Below are 17,884 nucleotides of genomic sequence, written 5' to 3'. Positions count from 1 at the left end.
TCAGCCCAGGGCCCGGGTCATCTTCAGGACCTGATGCTGCCGGAGCCCCTGCTGGATGGGCCCCACCCATTGCTCCGGTTGGAAGCCCATGCGCTCCCAGAAGCGGCGTCCGGCCGGGTTGTGCTCCAGCACCGCCACCCGAATCAGCCGGCCGCCGTTCGCGCGGACGTGGGCCTCATAGGCACGCAGCACGGCCTCGCCCCGGCCCTGGCCGCGGGCCTCCGGCGCGAGGAGCAGGAGGCCGATGTACCACTCGCCCCGGGCCGGGTAGTCGCGCAGGGCCTCCAGCACCCCCACGAGGCCTCCCTGCGCGTCGCGAAGCGCGAACAGGTGGCCCTGGCCGGGGGCGAGCCCCGGAGGCCGTTCGTTGAGGAGGTTCCGGGCCTGATCCGGAAGGGCGGGGCGGCCTTCGGCGAGCTGGTAATAGTCCTCGCAGCGCTCCAGCAGCGGCTGCAGGACGTGCGACTCGCTGTCGTCCACGGGGTCCGCCGTGAGGTCCGCCGTCTGGAATACCGCCCGGGCCATGCTGCCTCCTAGAGGACGCCGCGCGCCTTGATGTCGAGGTACCGGTTCACCGCCGCGAGGCTCAGCTCGTCCGGCGCCACGTCCAGCATCTGCACGCCGCCCCGGCTCACGCGGGCCTTGAGCACCTCGCGGTCCGCAAGCAGCTCCGACGCCACCGCGTGCTGGAAGGCATCTTCCGGCCCCGGCGGCGGCGTGCGCAGCAGCTTCTGGAGCGCCGTGTCCTTCACGGACAGGCACAGCGGGACGTGGCGGCGCGCGAGGCGGTGCAGCGGGGCCACCAGCGTGTTGGCCTGCTCCTCGTCGAGGAAGTCCGTGAAGACGCACAGCAGGCTGCGCCGGTTGAGGCGGACGTTCAGCTCCTTGAAGAGCGCCAGGTAGTCCACGTACGTGAGGCTGGGCGTCGCGGAGTAGAGCGTGTCCACCAGCTTGCGGTACTGGCCGCGGCCCGCGGCGGGCGGCAGGTAGGCCTTCACGCCGTCCGCGAAGAGGGCCAGCCCCACGCGGTCCCCGTTGCGGATGGCCACGAAGGCGAGGAACAGCGCCGCGTTCACCGCGTGGTCCAGCTTGGTGAGGCCGTCCACCTGCGCCGCCATGGAGCGCCCCGCGTCCACGCAGATGAGCAGCGCCTGGGAGCGCTCCGACTCCAGCACGCGCGTCACCGGCCGGCCCCGGCGCGCGGTGGCCTTCCAGTCCACGTCACGCACGCTGTCGCCCTGGGCATAGTCGCGCAGGCGCGCGAACTCGCTGCCCTGGCCGTCGCGCCGCAGCTGCCGCAGGCCCAGGTTCACCAGGTCCAGCGCCGCGCCGGAGAGCAACATCCTCCGCGCGCCTCGCAGGTCCGGGTACACCGACACCGAGCGCTCGGCGGGGAAGGCGCGCTCGTGAGACACGAGCCCCAGCGGGCCCCGCACGCGCACGTGCACGGCGCCGAAGCTGAACTTGCCGCGCTTCGCGGGCGTGGCCCGGTACACCCACCGCGTCTGGCTGTCCGGCGTGAGGCGCAGCGTGGCCTCCGAGGGCTCCGTGGCGAAGGACGGGGGCGCGTCGTCCTTCACGCGCACCTCCACCGTGCCGCCTCCCCGGTGCACCAGCCGCAGCTCGACGCGATTCGCCACGCCGACGTTGAGGCGCTCCGGCAGCGTGCGCTCCACCTCCAGCCGCACGCGGCGGGCCTGGAGGAAGTCGAACGCGGCCAGGGCCACGGCCAGCGCGTCCAGCGCCAGCACCGCGCCGCCCAGGCCCGGGAAGAAGCCCGCCAGCGCCATGGGCAGCGCGAGCAGGGCGAGCAGCCCCCACAGGCGCTCGGAGGGAATCACCGGGGGACCTCGACACCCTGGACCACCTCGCGCAGCACGTCCGCGGGCGTGGCCCCGTCCAGCTCCGCGTCCGGCGACAGGAGCAGCCGGTGGCGCAGCACCGGGCCCACGAGGAAGCGCACGTCGTCCGGGGTCACGAAGTCGCGGCCCCGCAGCGCCGCCAGCGCCTTGGACGCGAGCAGCAGGTGCACGCCCGCGCGCGGTCCCGCGCCCAGCCGGATGTTGGGCGAGCTTCGCGTTGCCGCCACCAGCTTGCGGATGTAACCGAGCACCGGCTGCTCCACGTTCACCGCGCTGAGCGCCGCGCGCGCCTGGAGCAGGCCGTCCTTCGTCACCGCCGCGTTCACGCCCGCGCGCGCCAGGTCGCCCGCGTCGAAGCCCCGGTGCACGGAGTCGAGGATGGCGTCCTCCTCCTCCGGCGCGGGGTAGCCCACGTCGATCTTCAGGAGGAAGCGGTCCAGCTGCGCCTCGGGGAGCGGGTACGTGCCCTCGGACTCCACCGGGTTCTGCGTGGCGAACACCGTGAACATGGGCGACAGCTGGAGGTTCTTGCCCTCCAGCGACACGGCGCGCTCCTGCATCGCCTCCAGCAGCGCGGACTGCGTCTTCGCCGGGGCGCGGTTGATCTCATCCGCGAGCAGCAGGTCCGTGAAGATGGGGCCTCGCGCGAGCACGAAGGCCTGCGACTTCAGGTCGAAGACGCTGGTGCCCAGGATGTCCGCGGGCATCAGGTCCGGCGTGAACTGGATGCGCTTGAAGTCCGCGCCCACGCTGCGCGACAGCGCCTTGGCCATCAGCGTCTTGGCCACGCCGGGCACGCCCTCCAGGAGGATGTGTCCGCCGGCCACGAGCCCGCAGAGCATCAGCTCCAGCGGCTCGTCCTGCCCGACCACGGCCTTGCGCACCTCCGCGAGGACGCTCTCGCGGATGGCGTTCGCGGACCGCACGGCGTTGCCGCTGTCCGGGAAGGGAGGAGGGGAGAAGGGCGGGGCGTTCATGGGGTTCCGGGTCGAGGCCGGCCGGTGCCGGCGGGGTGGATGCGCTCGCGCAGGTGCGCGGCGGAGGTGGCGAGGGCCTGGAGGTCGGCGTCCTTCTGGACGGCGGCGGATTGGCGATTCACGTCGAGCAGCCCTTCGGCCAGGTCCTGGCGTCCGCGCGACCGCAGCCCTTCCGCGACGGCGTCGACGGTGGAGTGCGAGGGCAGGCCCGCGAGCGGCGCCAGCTGCTGCGTGAGGCCGCGCGAGATGAGGCCCGCGGCGAAGGCGTGGTGCTGGCCCTCGCGGTACAGGCGGCTCATGGCGAAGAGGGCGTCCGTGGCGCCCACACGCATGGACTCAGGCGGGGGAAGGGGACGGCCGAAGCGCTTCAGCGCGCCCGCCCACAGTACGATGCCCAGGAGCAGCTGGGCGACGGCGAAGTGCAGGCCGTAGCGGCGCGCGAAGTCCACGACGGAGCGCTCGTTGGTGAAGCCGTGGTGGAACTCGTCGAAGGCGAAGGGGCCGGGGCCCAGGGCGCCCAGCGCGCTCAGCCAGAACTGCGCGTTGTCCGCGCGCGCGAGCGCCGGGTTCATCGCGAGCTCGGGGGCGCCCACCACCAGCACCCGCCCCGCGCCCGCGGGAATCACCGCCGCCACGGGGAAGCCCAGGCGCTCATCCTCCAGCACGGTGACCGCGCCTTCCGGAAGCCGGAGGTAGGCCTGGACCTTCGCCTCCACGCGCTCGACGCCCAGCGTGTACGGCGTGGGCAGCGGAGGCACCAGCGTGCGCATGGGCAGCGTCACGTCCGCCTTGTCCAGCTTCACGCCCAGCTCATCCAGGAGCGTGTTCTCGCGCGAGCCCCAGGGCACGTACACGAGCGAGGCACCCGCGCGGACATGGGCCAGCACGCGCTCGACCTCGTCGTCGTCCAGTTGCTGCGCCCGCAGCGCGTTGAAGCCCTGGTGCGGCGCCTCCTCGTCATCGACGCCCGCGTCCGGATCCGAGGCGAGCCGCGTCTGGTCCGGATCCTCCTCGTGCGAGTCCTGGACCTCCACGGCGAGCAGCACCAGCGCCTCCTTGCCGGAGAGCAGGCGCAGGTCCGCCATGTTGCGCGTCACCGGCAGGCCGCTCTCCTGCGCGAGCAGGTACAGCGCGCGCGCGCCGTCCGGTTCCGCGCGGAAGGTGGACAGCGGATCCGCGAAGCCGCCGCGCTGGGCGCCGCGCACCAGGAACGTCCCCAGCACACCCGCGAGCAGCAGGCTCCCCAGCACGAGCAGCGGGAAACGGTCACGCACCGGCGGCCTCCTGCACGGGCGGCGCGGCGAGCAGCGGGGCGGTGAGGGCGCGGAACTCGGTGTAGCCGTCGGCGCCCACGGGCACGTTGCCGTACCACGCGAAGTCGAAGCGGCGCGTCAGCTCGCGGAACGGGGCCTTCACCTCGGGGCGGCCCCGGAACGCGCGCAGGTAGTCCCAATTGGAGAGCGTCTCGTCGTAGTGGATGGCGCCGTCGCGGTGCAGGCGCGACAGGAGCGCGAGGTAGAGGTTGCGCACCGCCTCGCGGTACTCGCCCTTCGCGGCCAGCGCGTCGGCCAGGTGCGCCCAGCCTTCCGGAGGACGGGACAGCGCGTGGTCCGGGTGGTCCGCGAGCGCCGCGGCGTCCACGGTGCGCACGTCCAGCGCGGGACCTGAGTCCCCGCGCTTGCGCCGCAGGACGCTGACGAGCACCACCCCCAGCACCGCCAGCGTCAGCGCGATCAGGATGACGACGAGGATGTCGGCCGCCGCTCCGCCGCTCAGGGGCAGGGCCGTCTCACGCGACCGGGGCTGGGTGTCCTGGCGCTTGAAGAAGTCCTTCAGCCACGCGCCCAGCTTGTCGATGAAGCGGCGCCACCAGCCCGCCTCCGGAGGGACCTCCTCCTCCTTGGGTTCGGACGGGGCCTTCTCCTGACGCTCCTGGAACTCCGGCCGCGCGAGGATGGACCGCGCCCGGTCCGTCGCCGCCCGGGCGTCGGCGCGCGCCTGGGCCTCGGCCGTGGCCGTCACCTGCGCGAGCCCTTCCTCCAACGTCACCGCCGCGCTGTCGCAGTCCTCGTCGTCGAAGGCCTGCTGCTCCAGGCGGCGCACGAAGCGCTCGAGCTTGGCCGTTTCGCGCGCGTCCAGCGCATCGAAGTCCCGGAGCGCCGGGCCCTCCACCTGCTCGGGCAGCTCGCACTCCGTCGCGACCTTCACCAGCCGGGCGCGCACGGCCTTGCGGTCCACGGGCGCGGCTTCGGGAGCCGCTTGCGCCGGAGCGGGCACCGCGAGGAGCAGGCCCGTGGCGAGGAGCAGCGCGGCGGCGACGCCCTTCGACGCCAGCGCACCGGGCTTCGTGCTCCGCGCTGGCAGCTGCTGCACGGCGGCCAGCAGGTCCAGGCCCTCCTGCCGCACGCGTCCGTCCACCAGCAGCAGCGTGGCGGTCGCCGCGCGCAGGGGCTCGAAGAGGGCGAACGTCGTCGCCGCGAGGAACACGAGCCACGGCGGGTTGTCCAATGACGCGAAGCGCTCCGCGAACGTCAGGTCGATGCCCACGAGCTGCCGCCCGAGGTACAGCAGGAAGTTGAGCCCCACGTGCAGGTTGAAGACCCCCAGCACCTGGATGCCCATCAGCCAGCGCACCGCGGTCGCCGTCCCTCGCGACGGGCCCAGGAGCCGCGAGCCCACGGCGTAGAGTTTCAGCGGGCTGCCCCGGCCCTGCATCGTCGCCGCGTAGCCCACGCCCTGCGCGGAGAGCAGCATCGTCGCGATGCCCAGCGAGAACGTCAGCGTCAGCACGTTGAAGAACGCCAGGTACGCCACGGCGATGAACAGGCTGGGCAGCCGCGCCAGCGCCGCGCGCAACGACTGCCGCACGGACGGCTCCGCCTTCGCGCCCAGCAGCACCTCCTGCACGTAGTGGCACGCCGCGCCCTGGCCCACGCCCCGGAGGAACCACGCGAGCGTGACGTACAGCGCGGGCAGGGTGGGGGAGCGGCCGTGGTCCACGGCGTCCAGCAGGTGCAGCAGCGCGGCCACCACCGCCGCGCCACCGGGCAGCGTGAGCGCCCACACGCCCGTGTCGCGCGCGCACAGCCGCAGCGCCGCGTCCATCAAGGCCACCGGACCCCGGGGGCGCAGTTCCAATGCGGAGACGGCCATCGCGCTAGCCCACCGCGTGCGCGGCCAGGAGCACGCCGCCCCAGACGAGCACGACGCCCACGAGCGCCAGCACCACGTGCGCCACGCTCCACTCGCGCCGGGGCGGCGGCCCCTCCAGCGCCTTGCGGCGCGTGTCGAGGCAGCTGGCGCAGCGGTTGATGCCCTCGAACTGCGTGGTGCACTCGCGGCAGATGACGCGACGGCACTCCACGCAGACGCCCAGGCCCGCGCGGTCCGGGTGGTAGTGGCAGCGGCCCGAGCCCTGAATCATGCGCTCACCTTACGCAATCCAGGGCTCGCCACACCACCCCCGCGCGGGCGGACCGGGGCCTACAACTCGTCGAAGAACTCGTCGTTGTAGGTGTAGCGGCCGAGCCGTTTGACGAGCGCCTCCATGGCCTCCACCGGCTTCACGGAGAAGAGCATCTGCCGCAGCTTCTTCACCTTCTCGTACTCGCGCAGGGTGAAGAGCTTCTCCTCCTTGCGCGTGCCGGACTGGGCGATGTTGATGGCCGGGAAGACGCGCTTCTCCGCGAGGAGGCGGTCCAGGGTGACCTCGGAGTTACCCGTGCCCTTGAACTCCTCGAAAATCACCTCGTCCATGCGGCTGCCGGTGTCGATGAGCGCCGTGCCGATGATGGTGAGCGAGCCCGCCTCCTCCGTGGCGCGCGCGGCGCCGAAGATGCGCTTGGGGCGCTCCAGGGCGCGGCTGTCCACGCCGCCCGTCATGGTGCGGCCGGAGCTGTCGACCTCTTTGTTGTAGGCGCGCGCCAGGCGGGTGATGGAGTCCAGGAGGATGACCACGTCCTTGCCGGACTCCACCAGCCGGCGGGCGCGCTCCAGCGCGAGCTCCGCGACCTTGAGGTGGTCGCCCGTGGGCCGGTCGGAGCTGGAGGCGATGACCTCCGCCTTGATGCTCCGGCGCATGTCCGTCACTTCTTCCGGGCGCTCGTCGATGAGCACCACCATGACGTGGCACTCCGGGTGGTTCTGGATGATGGCCTGCGCGATGCGCTGGAGCATGATCGTCTTGCCCGTCTTGGGCGGGGCGACGATGAGCGCGCGCTGACCCTTGCCGATGGGCGCGATGAGGTCCAGCACGCGCGTGACCATCTCCTTGTGGCCGTTCTCCAGCTTCAGCCGCTCGGTGGGGTCCACGGAGGTGAGGTCCGCGAAGTGGGGCAGCCGGGGCGCGCCGTCCAGCGGGCGGCCGTCCACCGTGTCCACCTTCTGGATGACGCCCTTGTGGCCGCGCATCTGCGCGAACGCGGTGAGGTACTGGCCCTGCCGCAGGCGCAGCTTCTGCACCAGGTTCTTCGGCAGCTCCGGGTCGTCCGGCGACGCCAGGAGATTCCGCTTCACCTGACGCAGGAAGGCGTTGGGGCCCTTGGCCTCCGTGTCCAGCACGCCCTCCACGGGCGCCAGGTTCTGCTGCTGCTGACCGCCCTGGGCGTGTCCGCCGCCGCGCTGCTGCTGCTGATGGCGCGGGTGCTCATGGCGCTGCTGCGGCTGACCGCCGTCCTGCTGGGGGCGGGCCTCCTGGCCCTGCGGCTGGCCGCCGCCCTGGGGCTGCTGCTGTTGCTGCTGCGCCTGGCGCTGCTTGTATTGCTCCAGCTCCTGCGGCGTCAGGAACACCTGCACCTGCTGGCCGTCCGGGCCCGGCTGCATGCGGTAGGCCTGGCCCTCCGGGGTGAAGTGCACCTGCGCGCCACGACGGCGACGGCGGCGGCGGCGGCGGCGGCCACCCTGGCCCGCGGGGCCTCCGGGCGCGCCGTTCTGCGCGGCGCCTCCCGCGGAGGCTTCACCCTCGTCGGGGCCCTCGTCGCCCTCGTCGTCTCCGCCGTCGTCATCCGCCTCGGGGGGCGGAGGGGGACGGGCGGCCGCGGGCGGGGGCGGCGGGTTGCGGGTCTCGGGGTTGTCGGAATTCTCGCTCATGGGGCTCCACGCGTGACGGCCCTTGAGGGCGGCGGCCTTGAGGGGGCTCGCCGGGGACGTCAGGAAGCAGGTTTTGGGACAGGAAGCCGGACGCGGGGCCTGCGAGAAGGCCGAAACCGCCGGTTCCTGAAACCCCCCGACGGCCCTAGCGCCGGCCGGGAGGCACTCACCACCCTAACAGAGCGCCCGGATGGGGCGCCCGCAATTTCGCCGCGGGTGTGCCCGGGCTGTCCACCCGGCGACCTCGCCGGCACGTCCCGGGGCCTCCCGCCGCCTCTTCAGCGGATGCGCACGCGGAACGGCATCATGGCCTTCAGCCCGGGGCGCAGGAGCTCGGGCGACCCCAGGCCCACCTCCCGGGCGAGCACGGACAGCGCCTCCGGCGGGCGCTCCGGCAGCGCGGGCAGGAGGACCCCCGCCAGCGCGTGCACGCCGGGCTCTCCGCCCAGGCCGGAGAGGAAGCCGCGCGCGTCCCCCATGACGTCCAGGTCCAGCTCCTCCGCGGGGGGCACCTTCGCGCGCTTGCGCGCCGACGCGACGGCCTCCGGCAGGCCGCCCAGCCCGTCCACCAGCCCCCGGGCGAGCGCGTCCGTGCCGCTCCACACGCGGCCCCGCGCCACGGCGTCCACCTTCGCCTTGTCCATCTTCCGGTTGCGGGCGACCTCCGTGATGAACGTGTCGTAGGAGTCGTCCACCCAGGTCTGCACCGCCGCCTGCTGCTCGGGCGTCCACGGCTTCCACCACTCCAGGAGGTCCGCCAGCTCGCCGCGCTTGAGCGTCTCCTGGTTCACCCCCAGCTTCATGCCCAGGCCCTCCAGCGCGGGCTTCGGGTAGAAGACGCCGATGCTGCCCGTGAGCGTGGTGGGCTCCGCCAGCACCTCGTCCGCGGCCACCGCCGCGTAGTAGCCGCCGGACGCCGCCGCGTCGCCCATGGAGGCGACGACGGGCTTGTGCTTCTTCGCCTCCAGCACCGCGCGGTACATCAGGTCCGACGCCAGCACGTCGCCGCCGCCGGAGTCCACGCGCAGGACGATGGCCACCACGGACGGGTCGTCCTGCGCCTCCTGCAGCGCGCGCACCACCGTCTCCGCGCCCGCCAGCTGTGCGAAGCCCAGCGGATCCTCGCGGCTGCGGCCCCCGGTGATGTCGCCCAGCACCGGCACCACCGCGATGCGGCGGCGCAGGCCCCAGCGGCCCTCGCGCTCGTCGCGAGGCGAGTACGCCGGATGGAAGCGCAGCCCGGGGAACCACTCCGCCACGCGCGCGTCCAGCTCCGTCGCGGACACCACGCCGTCCAGCAGGCCCGCCGCCTGCGCCCGCTTGGAGGACAGGATGCCCTGGGCCCACGCGGCGCGCAGCTTCTCCGGGGGCAGCTTGCGCCCCGCCTCCACGGCCTTCTCGTAGTGCGCCACCTGGGCGTCCAGGTATGCGTCCAGCGTCTCGCGCTCCGCGGGGCTCATGTCGGAGCGGGTGAACTGCTCCATCGCCGTCTTGTACTCACCCACGCGCGCCACGTCCCAGTGCACGCCCAGCTTCTCCATGGTGCCGCCCAGCGACGTCACCGAGGCGGCCAGGCCGTTGATGGGCAGCGACGCCTCCGTCAGTGCGTAGACGCTGTCCGCCGCGGACGCCACGAGGTAGCTGCGGTCATCCCCGGACAGCATCACCACCACGACCTTCTTGCCCGCGTCGCGCAGCTTGAGCAGCGACTGGCGCAGCTCCTCCGCCGTGCCCCAGCCCACGCCGGGCAGGCCCTCCATCTTCAGCACCACGCCCTTGAGCCGCTCGTCGCGCGTGGCCAGGTCCAGGAACTTCATCAGGCGCAGGTACGGGTCCACCTCGCTCACGCCCAGCAGCGCCAGCGCGGGGCTCACGCCGCCGGCCAGCATGTCGTCCAGGTCCAGGAGCGCCACCACGCCGCCGCCGCCGTGCACGGAGCGGTAGCGCTCCGACGACAGGCGAAGCTGCAGCACGTGGTCCAGCCCGTCCCCCGCGCCGCCCGCCGCGTACGTCAGGCCCGCGTGGCCCAGGTCCACCGTGGCCGCGAACTGGAGCGCCAGCGGGATGCCGCTGACGAAGCCGTGGGACAGGCCGCCGCCCAGCCGCACGCCGGGCACCACCTCCGCCTGGAGCGTGTACGTGGCCTGTCCCTCCCGGAAGCCCCCTTCCGCGAAGAGCCAGTCCACGCCCAGCGTGTAGCGCTCGTCCAGCGGGCGCACGCCCACGCCGAAGTTGTAGCGGCGCGGCAGCTTGAGGCCGTCCTGCTCCGGGGCGTTCAGGTCCTTGGCCACCGCGGCCAGCGACAGGGCGCGGAAGGGGCGCGCGGTGAGGCCCACGTCCCAGCTGGTCAGCCCGCCGATGCGGCGGTCATCCGAGCTGAAGTCGTGCAGGGCCGCGCCCAGCTGCAGCGTGCGAGGCCCCAGCGACAAACCGAAGGACGTCTTGCGGTAGTCCGGCGCGTTCTCGCCGCGGATCCACTCCAGGGAGAAGCCGGCGCCCAGGCCCAGGATGCGCGTGCCCAGGAAGACCGCGTCGCCGACGGAGTCGGATTCGAGGTTGCGCTCGTGGAGGTAGAAGAGCTGCCCCGCGTCCTGGAAGCCCAGGCCGGCGGGGTTGAGGGACAGGGCGGGCGCCTCGTCAATCAGCGCCGCGTTGGTGGGCGGCAGCGTGACACCCCGGGGCGGGGCGGGGGCGCGGTCGACAACGCCCGTCTGGGCAAGCGCGAGGCTGGGGAGGAGGGCGAGCAGCGGCAGGTGGCGCATACGGCCCGGGACTCTAGAGGCGAGCCGTCCCGGGACAAGCGCCGCGTGCTACCAGTCCTCGGTACCCGACACGCTATCCAACGGATCATCCCCGGAGTGCTTCTTGACGGACTGTCGGGAGTTGCCACCCCGGTCCTCCGAGCCCCAGTCCTCCGCGCCGCTGCGGTTGTCCAGGGGGTCGCGCTTCTTGATGACCTGCTCGCCCTCGCTGTTGATGAGCTGGTTGACCACCCGCTCCATCTCCGACTTGAGCTGTCCGTACTCGTCGCCCTGGAGCACCAGCTTGCGCGAGCCCAGGCGCTTGCCGCTCTTCACGTCGAAGTAGCCCACCGCCAGCTCCGTGCCCCGCTCCGGGATGACGCGCACGGTGCCCACCATCGCGCGGTCCAGGCTCAGCGACTTGCCCAGCCCGACGACGGCGTTGGCCGGCTTGTCGCTGGGGCGGGACACGTCCGGCACCACCTTGTCCAGCTGCGCGTCATAGGCCTTGTAGGTGGCCGTCGGCGACAGCGTGGTGTTGACCTCCACGTCGTCCGGCGTCACCTCGGCGATCTGCCCGAACTGGCGGAAGCCCGGCCGCTCCATGCGCACCAGGTGCTTGCCCACCGGCAGCGTGGGCAGCGTCACCGGCGTGAAGCCCACCGCCTCGCCGTCCACGTAGACGCGGGCGCCCGCGGGCCGCGACTTGAAGGTGGCGCTGCCGCGCAGCTGCGAGGTGCGGCTCGTGGCCACCTGCACGCGCAGGCTCATGAAGTCCCGGCTGAAGCGCTTGGGGTTCAGCTCGAAGGTGGGGTTGAGCGCCATCAAGTCGATGAGCAGCAGCTTCGCCTCCTCCACGTCCCCGCGCAGCTGGAGGATGGCGCCGTGCAGCGCCAGCGCGTCGCACAGCGGGAAGCAGGAGGTCATCGCCGCGACGGAGCCGTCCAGCTCCTTGAGGGTGGCGCGCACCTTGCGCTCCGCGTCCTCGTAGTCGCGCGCCTCGAAGGCCTTGAGGCTCTCCTCGTAGCCCTTCTTCGCGCGCTGGAAGGACGCCTGCGCGGCCGGGTCGTCCGGCAGGCCGAACAGGTCGCGCGGCTTTCGCACGGAGTAGCCGGCGAAGTTGGCGAGCGCGTCGTTCATGTAGTTCTCCATCTGCACCCCGGAGGACTCGGACGACGGGTCCAGGGGGATGAGCAGCGCGGAGACGCGGCCCTGCGGAGGCGAGGACGCCAGGGCCAGGGCGGGCAGCAGCACGAGCGCGAGCGGAAGGGCTTTCATGAGGAGTCCTGTGCGCTTGACGCCCTGCCTAGAAGGAAATTCCACCGGGCAGACCATTCACCGGGTTGAAGCCGGAGCCGCGGTCCGTCGTGGCCACGTACACCACGCCCGCCGTCACGGCCGCCACGCCCGCCGCCGCCGCCCAGAACCAGGGCTTGCGCAGCACGGAGTCGCTGGAGGACACGGACTCCTTCTCCTCCTTGCGGTTCTGGGGCAGGGCGGAGCCCGCGAGGAAGGTGTGCAGCTGGTCCGCGGCCGCGTCCGCGCTGCCCTTGCCGTCGCGCTTGCCGAAGTCCACCTCCACGCCGCGCAGGCGGTTCTTCGTGCGCAGGTCCCACGCCTGCACCTCGCCGTGCAGCCGGCCCTTCTTGTCCTGGAAGGACGCCGCCAGCACCACGTAGCGGGCGTTGAGCCGCTCGCCGATGGCGCCCACCTCCGGCGGCACGCCGTCCGCGTCGAAGGCGGCTTCCGTGCCGGCCTTCGCCGCCGCGTCACGCAGCGCGGACAGGCCCGGCGCGGAGGCGAGCTTCGTCTTCAGCTCCGTGGGGGCGGACGGCTTCACCTCCGCGTACGTCGCGAACGGGGCGTAGCCCGGCAGCACCACCTGCACGGGGTAGCGGCCCGGGGCCAGCTTCGCGCCGGCGAGCGGCGTCACGCCCACCTCGCGGCCGCGCACCAGCACGCGCGCGCCCTGCGGCTGGGACATCACCGCCAGCGTGCCCTGCGGCTGCGCGTTCAGCTCCGTCTGGGCCTCCGCGAACACCCGCTGCACGTCCTGGCCGAAGAGGCCCGCGTCCGGGCGCAGCGACGGCTCCGCCAGCAGCGCGTTGGTGAAGGCCGCCTTCGCGCCCGCCACGTCGCCGTTGAGCAGCTGCGACGCGCCCTGGAAGAGGTACGTCTCACCCAGCTTCTCCGGGCGCAGGTCGCCGGGGCGCTGCACGTAGGCCTCCGCGGCCGCCTTGAACTTCCCCGCCGCGGTGTCCGGGTCCAGGTTGTCGTACGCCGCGCGGCCCTCGTCGAAGAGGGCGTCCGCCTTGGGGTTGGCCTGCGGCTCCGGGGGCGGGAAGGCGGTGGCCAGGTCCACGAACTGGATGTCGCCCGCGCTGCCCAGCTTCCGGGTGAGCGTGTCCTCCAGCTTCGCCGCGGAGTCCGCCGCGGCCGACTGGCGTGCCACGCCGAAGATGGCGACCGCGTTGGACGGCGCCGCGCGCACCACCGCGGCCGGAACCTCCGCCATCTTCGGGACGGCGGGCGTGGCCGGGGCGACCGGGGCCTGGATGGCCGCCTTGGGCGCCACGGGCGCGTCCGACGCGGGGGCCACTTCCTCCGGAGGCGTGAAGGTGTCCTCGGGGACGGGCGCGCGCACCTTCTTGGTGGCGGCGGGGCGCTTCTTCTTCGCGGCGGACTTCCGTTTGGTGGCGGCGTCGGCGGCGGGAGCGCTCAGCACACAGGCGAGCGCGACAGTCAGGGCAAGACGGGCAGTGTTCACGATGCGGCGGATGCTAGCCGACCGGCGGGGCGGAAGACCAATGCCCCACCCGGGACGGAAAGTGCGCCGTCCCGGGTGTGCGGGGACTCCCGCTTTCTCAGACGTCCAGCTCCTGGACCTCGCCCGCCATTTCGGTGATGAACTTGTAACGCGCCGAGACATCCTTGCCCATCAGGTCGTTGATGATGCGGTCGGTCTCCAGCGCGTTGTCGATGGTGACGCGCAGGCTGATGCGGTTCTTCGCATCGAGCGTGGTCGTCTTCAGCTCATCGGCGGTCATCTCGCCCAGACCCTTGAAGCGCATGATGTTGGGCTTGGCGTTGCCCTTGGCCTTCTCGCGGATGATGCGGTCGCGGTCCGGCTCGTCCAGGGCCCAGTACGTCTCCTTGCCGATGTCCACCCGGTACAGCGGCGGCTGGGCGATGTGCACCGCGCCCGCCTCAATCAGGGGGCGCAGGTGCCGGTAGAAGAACGTGAGCAGCAGCGTGGCGATGTGGTGGCCGTCGCTGTCCGCGTCCATCAGCAGGAAGACGCGGCCGTACCGCAGCTTCGTGATGTCGAAGTCGGACCCGATGCCGCAGCCCAGCGCGCTGACGATGTCCTGGAGCTCCTTGTTGGTGGCCACCTTGTCGGTGGACGCCTGCTCCGCGTTGAGCACCTTGCCGCGCAGGGGGAGGATGGCCTGGGTGCGCCGGTCGCGGCCCTGCTTGGCGGAGCCGCCTGCGGAGTCACCTTCCACGATGAACAGCTCGCTGGACTGGGGGTCCGTGGACGAGCAGTCCGCCAGCTTCCCGGGGAGGTTGAGCCGGTGGCTCACCGCGGACTTGCGGCTGATGGCGGCGGAGGCCGCGCGGGAGGCTTCACGCGCGCGGGCGGCCAGGATGATGCGCGCCAGCAGCGCTTCCGCGATGGACTTGTTGTCGTTGAACCACTTCTCCAGCACCGGGCGGATGGCGCCGTCCACCTGCGCCGTCGTCTCCGGGTTGTTGAGGCGGCCCTTCGTCTGCCCCTGGAACTGGGGCTCCACCACGTACACGGAGAGGATGGCGGTGATGCCCTCGCGGATGTCCTCCGCAGTGAGGGACACGCCCTTGGGCGTCAGGCCGTGCGTCTCGATGTAGTTGCGCATCGCCTTGACGATGGCCGCCCTCAAGCCCGCCTCGTGCGTGCCGCCCAGGTTCGTGGGGATGCCGTTGACGTACGAGCGGATGTGCTCGTCCGTGGCCTCCGTCCACGCCAGCGCCACCTCCAGGCGGACCTCGTTGTCGCGCGAGAAGTAGAACGGCGTGCTGCCCGCGGGGACGATGGGCTTCTGGCGCTCCGACACGACCTTGGTGAGGTATTCCGCGATGCCGCCGTCGTGCTTGAACGTCTCCGTCGTGGCGGGCGTGGCCGTCTCGTCCTTCCAGACGACCGTCATCCCCTTGTGCAGGTAGCTCTTCGCCTCCAGGCGCTCGCGCACCAGGGCCGCGTCGAACTTCTGCTTCTCGCCGAAGATTTCGGCGTCCGGCTCGAAGGTGATGGACGTGCCGGTGCCGCGCGCGGGGCCCTCCACCTTGAGGGGGCTGGTGGCCCTGCCGCGCGCGTACGACTGCACGTGGCGCTTGCCGTCCTTCTTGATTTCGATGAGCAGCTTGCTGGTGAGCGCGTTCACCACGGAGCTGCCCACGCCGTGCAGACCGCCCGAGTGGATGTAGTTGCCCTGCTCGAACTTGCCGCCCGCGTGCAGCGTCGTGAGGATGACCTCCACGGCGGGCTTCTTGTGCTTGGGCATCATGTCCACGGGGATGCCGCGCCCGTTGTCCACGACGGTGATGGACTTCGCGCCCTTGTGCAGGGTGACCTCGATGAGGGACGCGTAGCCGTTGATGACCTCGTCCACCGAGTTGTCGAGGATCTCCCAGAGGAGGTGGTGGTAGCCCGTGGTGTCGGTGCCACCGATGTACATGGCCGGGCGCTTGCGCACCGGCTCCAGGCCTTCCAGGACCTGGATGTCCGCGCCTGTGTAGCTTTCCTTCTTGGTCGCCATGGCCTTCCCGCTACTCCTTCTTCTCCGGCAGCGGCACGAAGGTGACGGGCTTCGCCACCTCCTTCACCGTGTCGCGCTTGGACATCTCATGGCCCTTGCCGCCGCGGCCCGTCACGGAGAACTTCGCCGGTGACAGGTGCAGCTTGCGGCCCTTCTGCGTCTCGAACTCCAGCGTGGCGTCCTTCTGACTGGCCGGCGCCGCGAGGAAGTCCACCACCTTGTCGCCCTCGTCCACCTTGATGACCTGGACGCCCTTGCCCGGGCCGGCCAGCTCATTCACCTCCGCCACCTTGCAGACCAGGGCGTGGGTCTTCTCCGTGAGGACGGCGAGCAGGTCCTTGTCGCCCACCGGCTGCGTGCCGATGATCTCGTCGCCCTCGCCCGTCTTCGCGTAGCGGCGGCCGGCGCGGGTGGACACTTCCGTGTGCGGCGCCAGCAGGAAGCGCAGGCCCAGGCCCTGGCGCGTCACCGCCACCAGCTTCTCCGGCTGGGGCAGGCGGGCATCCTGGGACAGGGCGCCCACCACGCGCTCGCCGTCGTCGAACTTGAACAGCTTCTGCACCGGGTCGCCGTAGCCGGTGGAGGCCGGCACGTCGTTGAAGCGCGTCACGTACGCGGTGCCGAAGTTGCTGAACAGCACCAGGTTCGCCTTCAGGCTGCCGGCGAGCACCGCCATCACCGCGTCGCCCTCACGCAGGCGGGTGGTGGACGGGTCCTTCACCTCGCGCACGCGCTTGATCCACCCGTCGCGGGTAATCACGACGTGGGCGTCCTCGTCCGCGATGAACGCCTCCGCGGAGAACTCCATCTCCTCGGAGCCCGCGCCGCCAATGCGCGTGCGGCGCTTGTCGGTGTACGCGGCCTTGAGGCCGGACAGCTCGTCGTGGATGACGGCCCAGCGCTTCTTCACGTCCTTGAGGATGCCCTCGATGCGCTTGATCTCCGCGCGCTTCTCCTTGAGCTCCTTCTGGACGATGAGGATCTCCAGGCGGGCCAGCTTGTAGAGGCGCATCTCCAGGATGGCGTCCACCTGCACTTCGTCCATCTTGAAGCGCGCCATCAGCTTCTGGGCGGCGTCCTGCTTGCCCTCGGACTGGCGGATGATCCGGATGATCTCATCCAGCGCGTCGTAGGCCTTCTCGAAGCCCTCGAGGATGTGGACGCGCCGCTTGAGCTCCGCCAGCTCGTGCTCGAACCGCTTCGTCACGATCTCCAGGCGGAAGTCGAGGAAGTAGCGGAGGATGGACTTCAGGTCCAAGCGCTTGGGCGTGCCCACGTCCGGGTTGTCCGACGGCACGAGGCACGTGAGGTTCACGCCGAAGTTCGTCTGCAGGGGCGTGTGCTTGTAGAGGTACGCCATCACCAGCTCGGGGTTGGCGTCCTTCTTGAGCTCCATCACGATGCGCACGTCCTTGGTGGACTCGTCGCGCACGTCGGTGATGAGCGGCAGCTTGCGCTCACGCACCAGCTCGCCAATCTTCGCGACGAGCGTGGACTTGTTCACCGTGTACGGGATGGAGGTGACGACGATCATCTGACCGCCGCGCTTGTGCTCCTCCAGCTTGTACTCGCCGCGGATGCGGACGGAGCCCTGGCCCGTCTCGTAGATTTCGCGCAGCTCCTTCTTGTCGTTGAGGATCTGTCCGCCGGTGGGGAAGTCCGGCCCCTTGACCCACTTGAGCAGGTCCTTGGTCTGCAGCTCCGGGTCGTTGATGAGCGCCAGCAGCGCGTCCACCAGCTCGCCCAGGTGGTGGGGCGGGATGTTGGTGGCCATGCCCACCGCGATGCCGGTGGTGCCGTTCATCAACAGCTGCGGGACGCGCGCCGGGATGACGACGGGCTCCTCGCGGGTGCCGTCGTAGTTGGGGCGGAAGCGGACCGTCTTGCTGTCCAGCTCACCCAGGAGCTCCGTGGCCAGCTTCTCCAGGCGGCACTCGGTGTAGCGGTAGGCCGCGGCGGAGTCGCCGTCCAGCGAGCCGAAGTTGCCGTGGCCGTCCACCAGCGGGTAGCGCAGGGAGAAGTCCTGCGCCATGCGCACGAGCGCGTCGTAGATGGCCGTGTCGCCGTGCGGGTGGTAGCGGCCCATGATGGCGCCGACCACTTGCGCGCACTTCTGGTACTTCGTGTCGAACGACAGGTTCAGGTCGTTCCACATGCCGTAGAGGATGCGGCGCTGCACGGGCTTGAGGCCGTCGCGCACGTCGGGCAGGGCGCGCGAGGTGATGACCGACAGGGCGTAGTTGAGGTACCGGCGGCGCGCTTCCTCGGCCAGGCCCGCGGGCAGTCCGTCCCCGCCGCCGGCGCCGGACGCGCCGCCGCCTCCCTTGCCTCCGCCCCCTGCCGGGCCTCCCTGCTTCTTGCGCGACTTCGTTTCGGCTTCTGCGAGCATGGTCATGGAATCCAGATGGGTGTCACACGGG

The 17,884-nt window shown here is 71.7% G+C and carries 12 protein-coding genes; all 12 read right to left on the bottom strand.

Going from position 1 to position 17,884, the window contains the following annotated elements; all coding sequences use genetic code 11:
* Positions 1 to 525 (bottom strand): GNAT family N-acetyltransferase, encoded by a 525-nt coding sequence (locus tag NR792_RS14780; RefSeq protein WP_375760677.1) that lies wholly within the window; start codon positions 523 to 525, stop codon positions 1 to 3.
* An 8-nt stretch (positions 526 to 533) separates the two neighbouring features.
* Positions 534 to 1,841, bottom strand: a complete 1,308-nt coding sequence (locus NR792_RS14775; RefSeq protein WP_375760676.1) for a DUF58 domain-containing protein — start codon at positions 1,839 to 1,841, stop codon at positions 534 to 536.
* Positions 1,838 to 2,839: an AAA family ATPase gene (locus tag NR792_RS14770; RefSeq protein ID WP_375760675.1), complete on the bottom strand. Its 1,002-nt coding sequence runs from the start codon at positions 2,837 to 2,839 to the stop codon at positions 1,838 to 1,840. Before NR792_RS14770 ends, NR792_RS14775 begins: the two co-directional genes overlap by 4 nt.
* Positions 2,836 to 4,113 (bottom strand): DUF4350 domain-containing protein, encoded by a 1,278-nt coding sequence (locus NR792_RS14765; RefSeq protein WP_375760674.1) that lies wholly within the window; start codon positions 4,111 to 4,113, stop codon positions 2,836 to 2,838. Before NR792_RS14765 ends, NR792_RS14770 begins: the two co-directional genes overlap by 4 nt.
* On the bottom strand, positions 4,106 to 5,992 hold the full coding sequence (locus NR792_RS14760) for a DUF4129 domain-containing protein (protein ID WP_375760673.1): 1,887 nt from the start codon (positions 5,990 to 5,992) through the stop codon (positions 4,106 to 4,108). Before NR792_RS14760 ends, NR792_RS14765 begins: the two co-directional genes overlap by 8 nt.
* Positions 5,993 to 5,996: 4 nt before the next feature.
* Positions 5,997 to 6,263 carry a hypothetical protein gene (locus NR792_RS14755; RefSeq protein WP_014398393.1) on the bottom strand — a complete coding sequence of 89 codons (267 nt, stop codon included), beginning with the start codon at positions 6,261 to 6,263 and terminating at the stop codon, positions 5,997 to 5,999.
* A gap of 59 nt (positions 6,264 to 6,322) precedes the next feature.
* Positions 6,323 to 7,927, bottom strand: coding sequence for a transcription termination factor Rho (gene rho / locus NR792_RS14750; protein WP_375760672.1), 1,605 nt, complete (start codon positions 7,925 to 7,927; stop codon positions 6,323 to 6,325).
* Positions 7,928 to 8,205: 278 nt separating this feature from the next.
* Positions 8,206 to 10,689, bottom strand: a complete 2,484-nt coding sequence (sppA, locus tag NR792_RS14745; RefSeq protein WP_375760671.1) for a signal peptide peptidase SppA — start codon at positions 10,687 to 10,689, stop codon at positions 8,206 to 8,208.
* A 48-nt stretch (positions 10,690 to 10,737) separates the two neighbouring features.
* On the bottom strand, positions 10,738 to 11,946 hold the full coding sequence (locus tag NR792_RS14740) for a PEGA domain-containing protein (RefSeq protein WP_375760670.1): 1,209 nt from the start codon (positions 11,944 to 11,946) through the stop codon (positions 10,738 to 10,740).
* Positions 11,947 to 11,974: 28 nt separating this feature from the next.
* Entirely contained in the window at positions 11,975 to 13,435 is a 1,461-nt protein-coding gene (locus NR792_RS14735; protein ID WP_375760669.1) for a PEGA domain-containing protein, read from the bottom strand.
* 97 nt (positions 13,436 to 13,532) lie between these two features.
* Positions 13,533 to 15,464 carry a type IIA DNA topoisomerase subunit B gene (locus tag NR792_RS14730; RefSeq protein WP_375760668.1) on the bottom strand — a complete coding sequence of 644 codons (1,932 nt, stop codon included), beginning with the start codon at positions 15,462 to 15,464 and terminating at the stop codon, positions 13,533 to 13,535.
* A 10-nt stretch (positions 15,465 to 15,474) separates the two neighbouring features.
* A complete protein-coding gene (locus tag NR792_RS14725) occupies positions 15,475 to 17,853 on the bottom strand; it encodes a DNA topoisomerase (ATP-hydrolyzing) subunit A (protein WP_375760667.1) in 2,379 nt (792 codons plus the stop codon).
* Between the last annotated feature and the right edge of the window lie 31 nt (positions 17,854 to 17,884).

The organism is Corallococcus exercitus (assembly GCF_042231735.1).
Classification (GTDB): domain Bacteria; phylum Myxococcota; class Myxococcia; order Myxococcales; family Myxococcaceae; genus Corallococcus; species Corallococcus exercitus_B.
The sequence above is the reverse complement of the archived record's forward strand: the minus strand, read 5'-3'. Positions and strand labels throughout refer to the sequence as shown.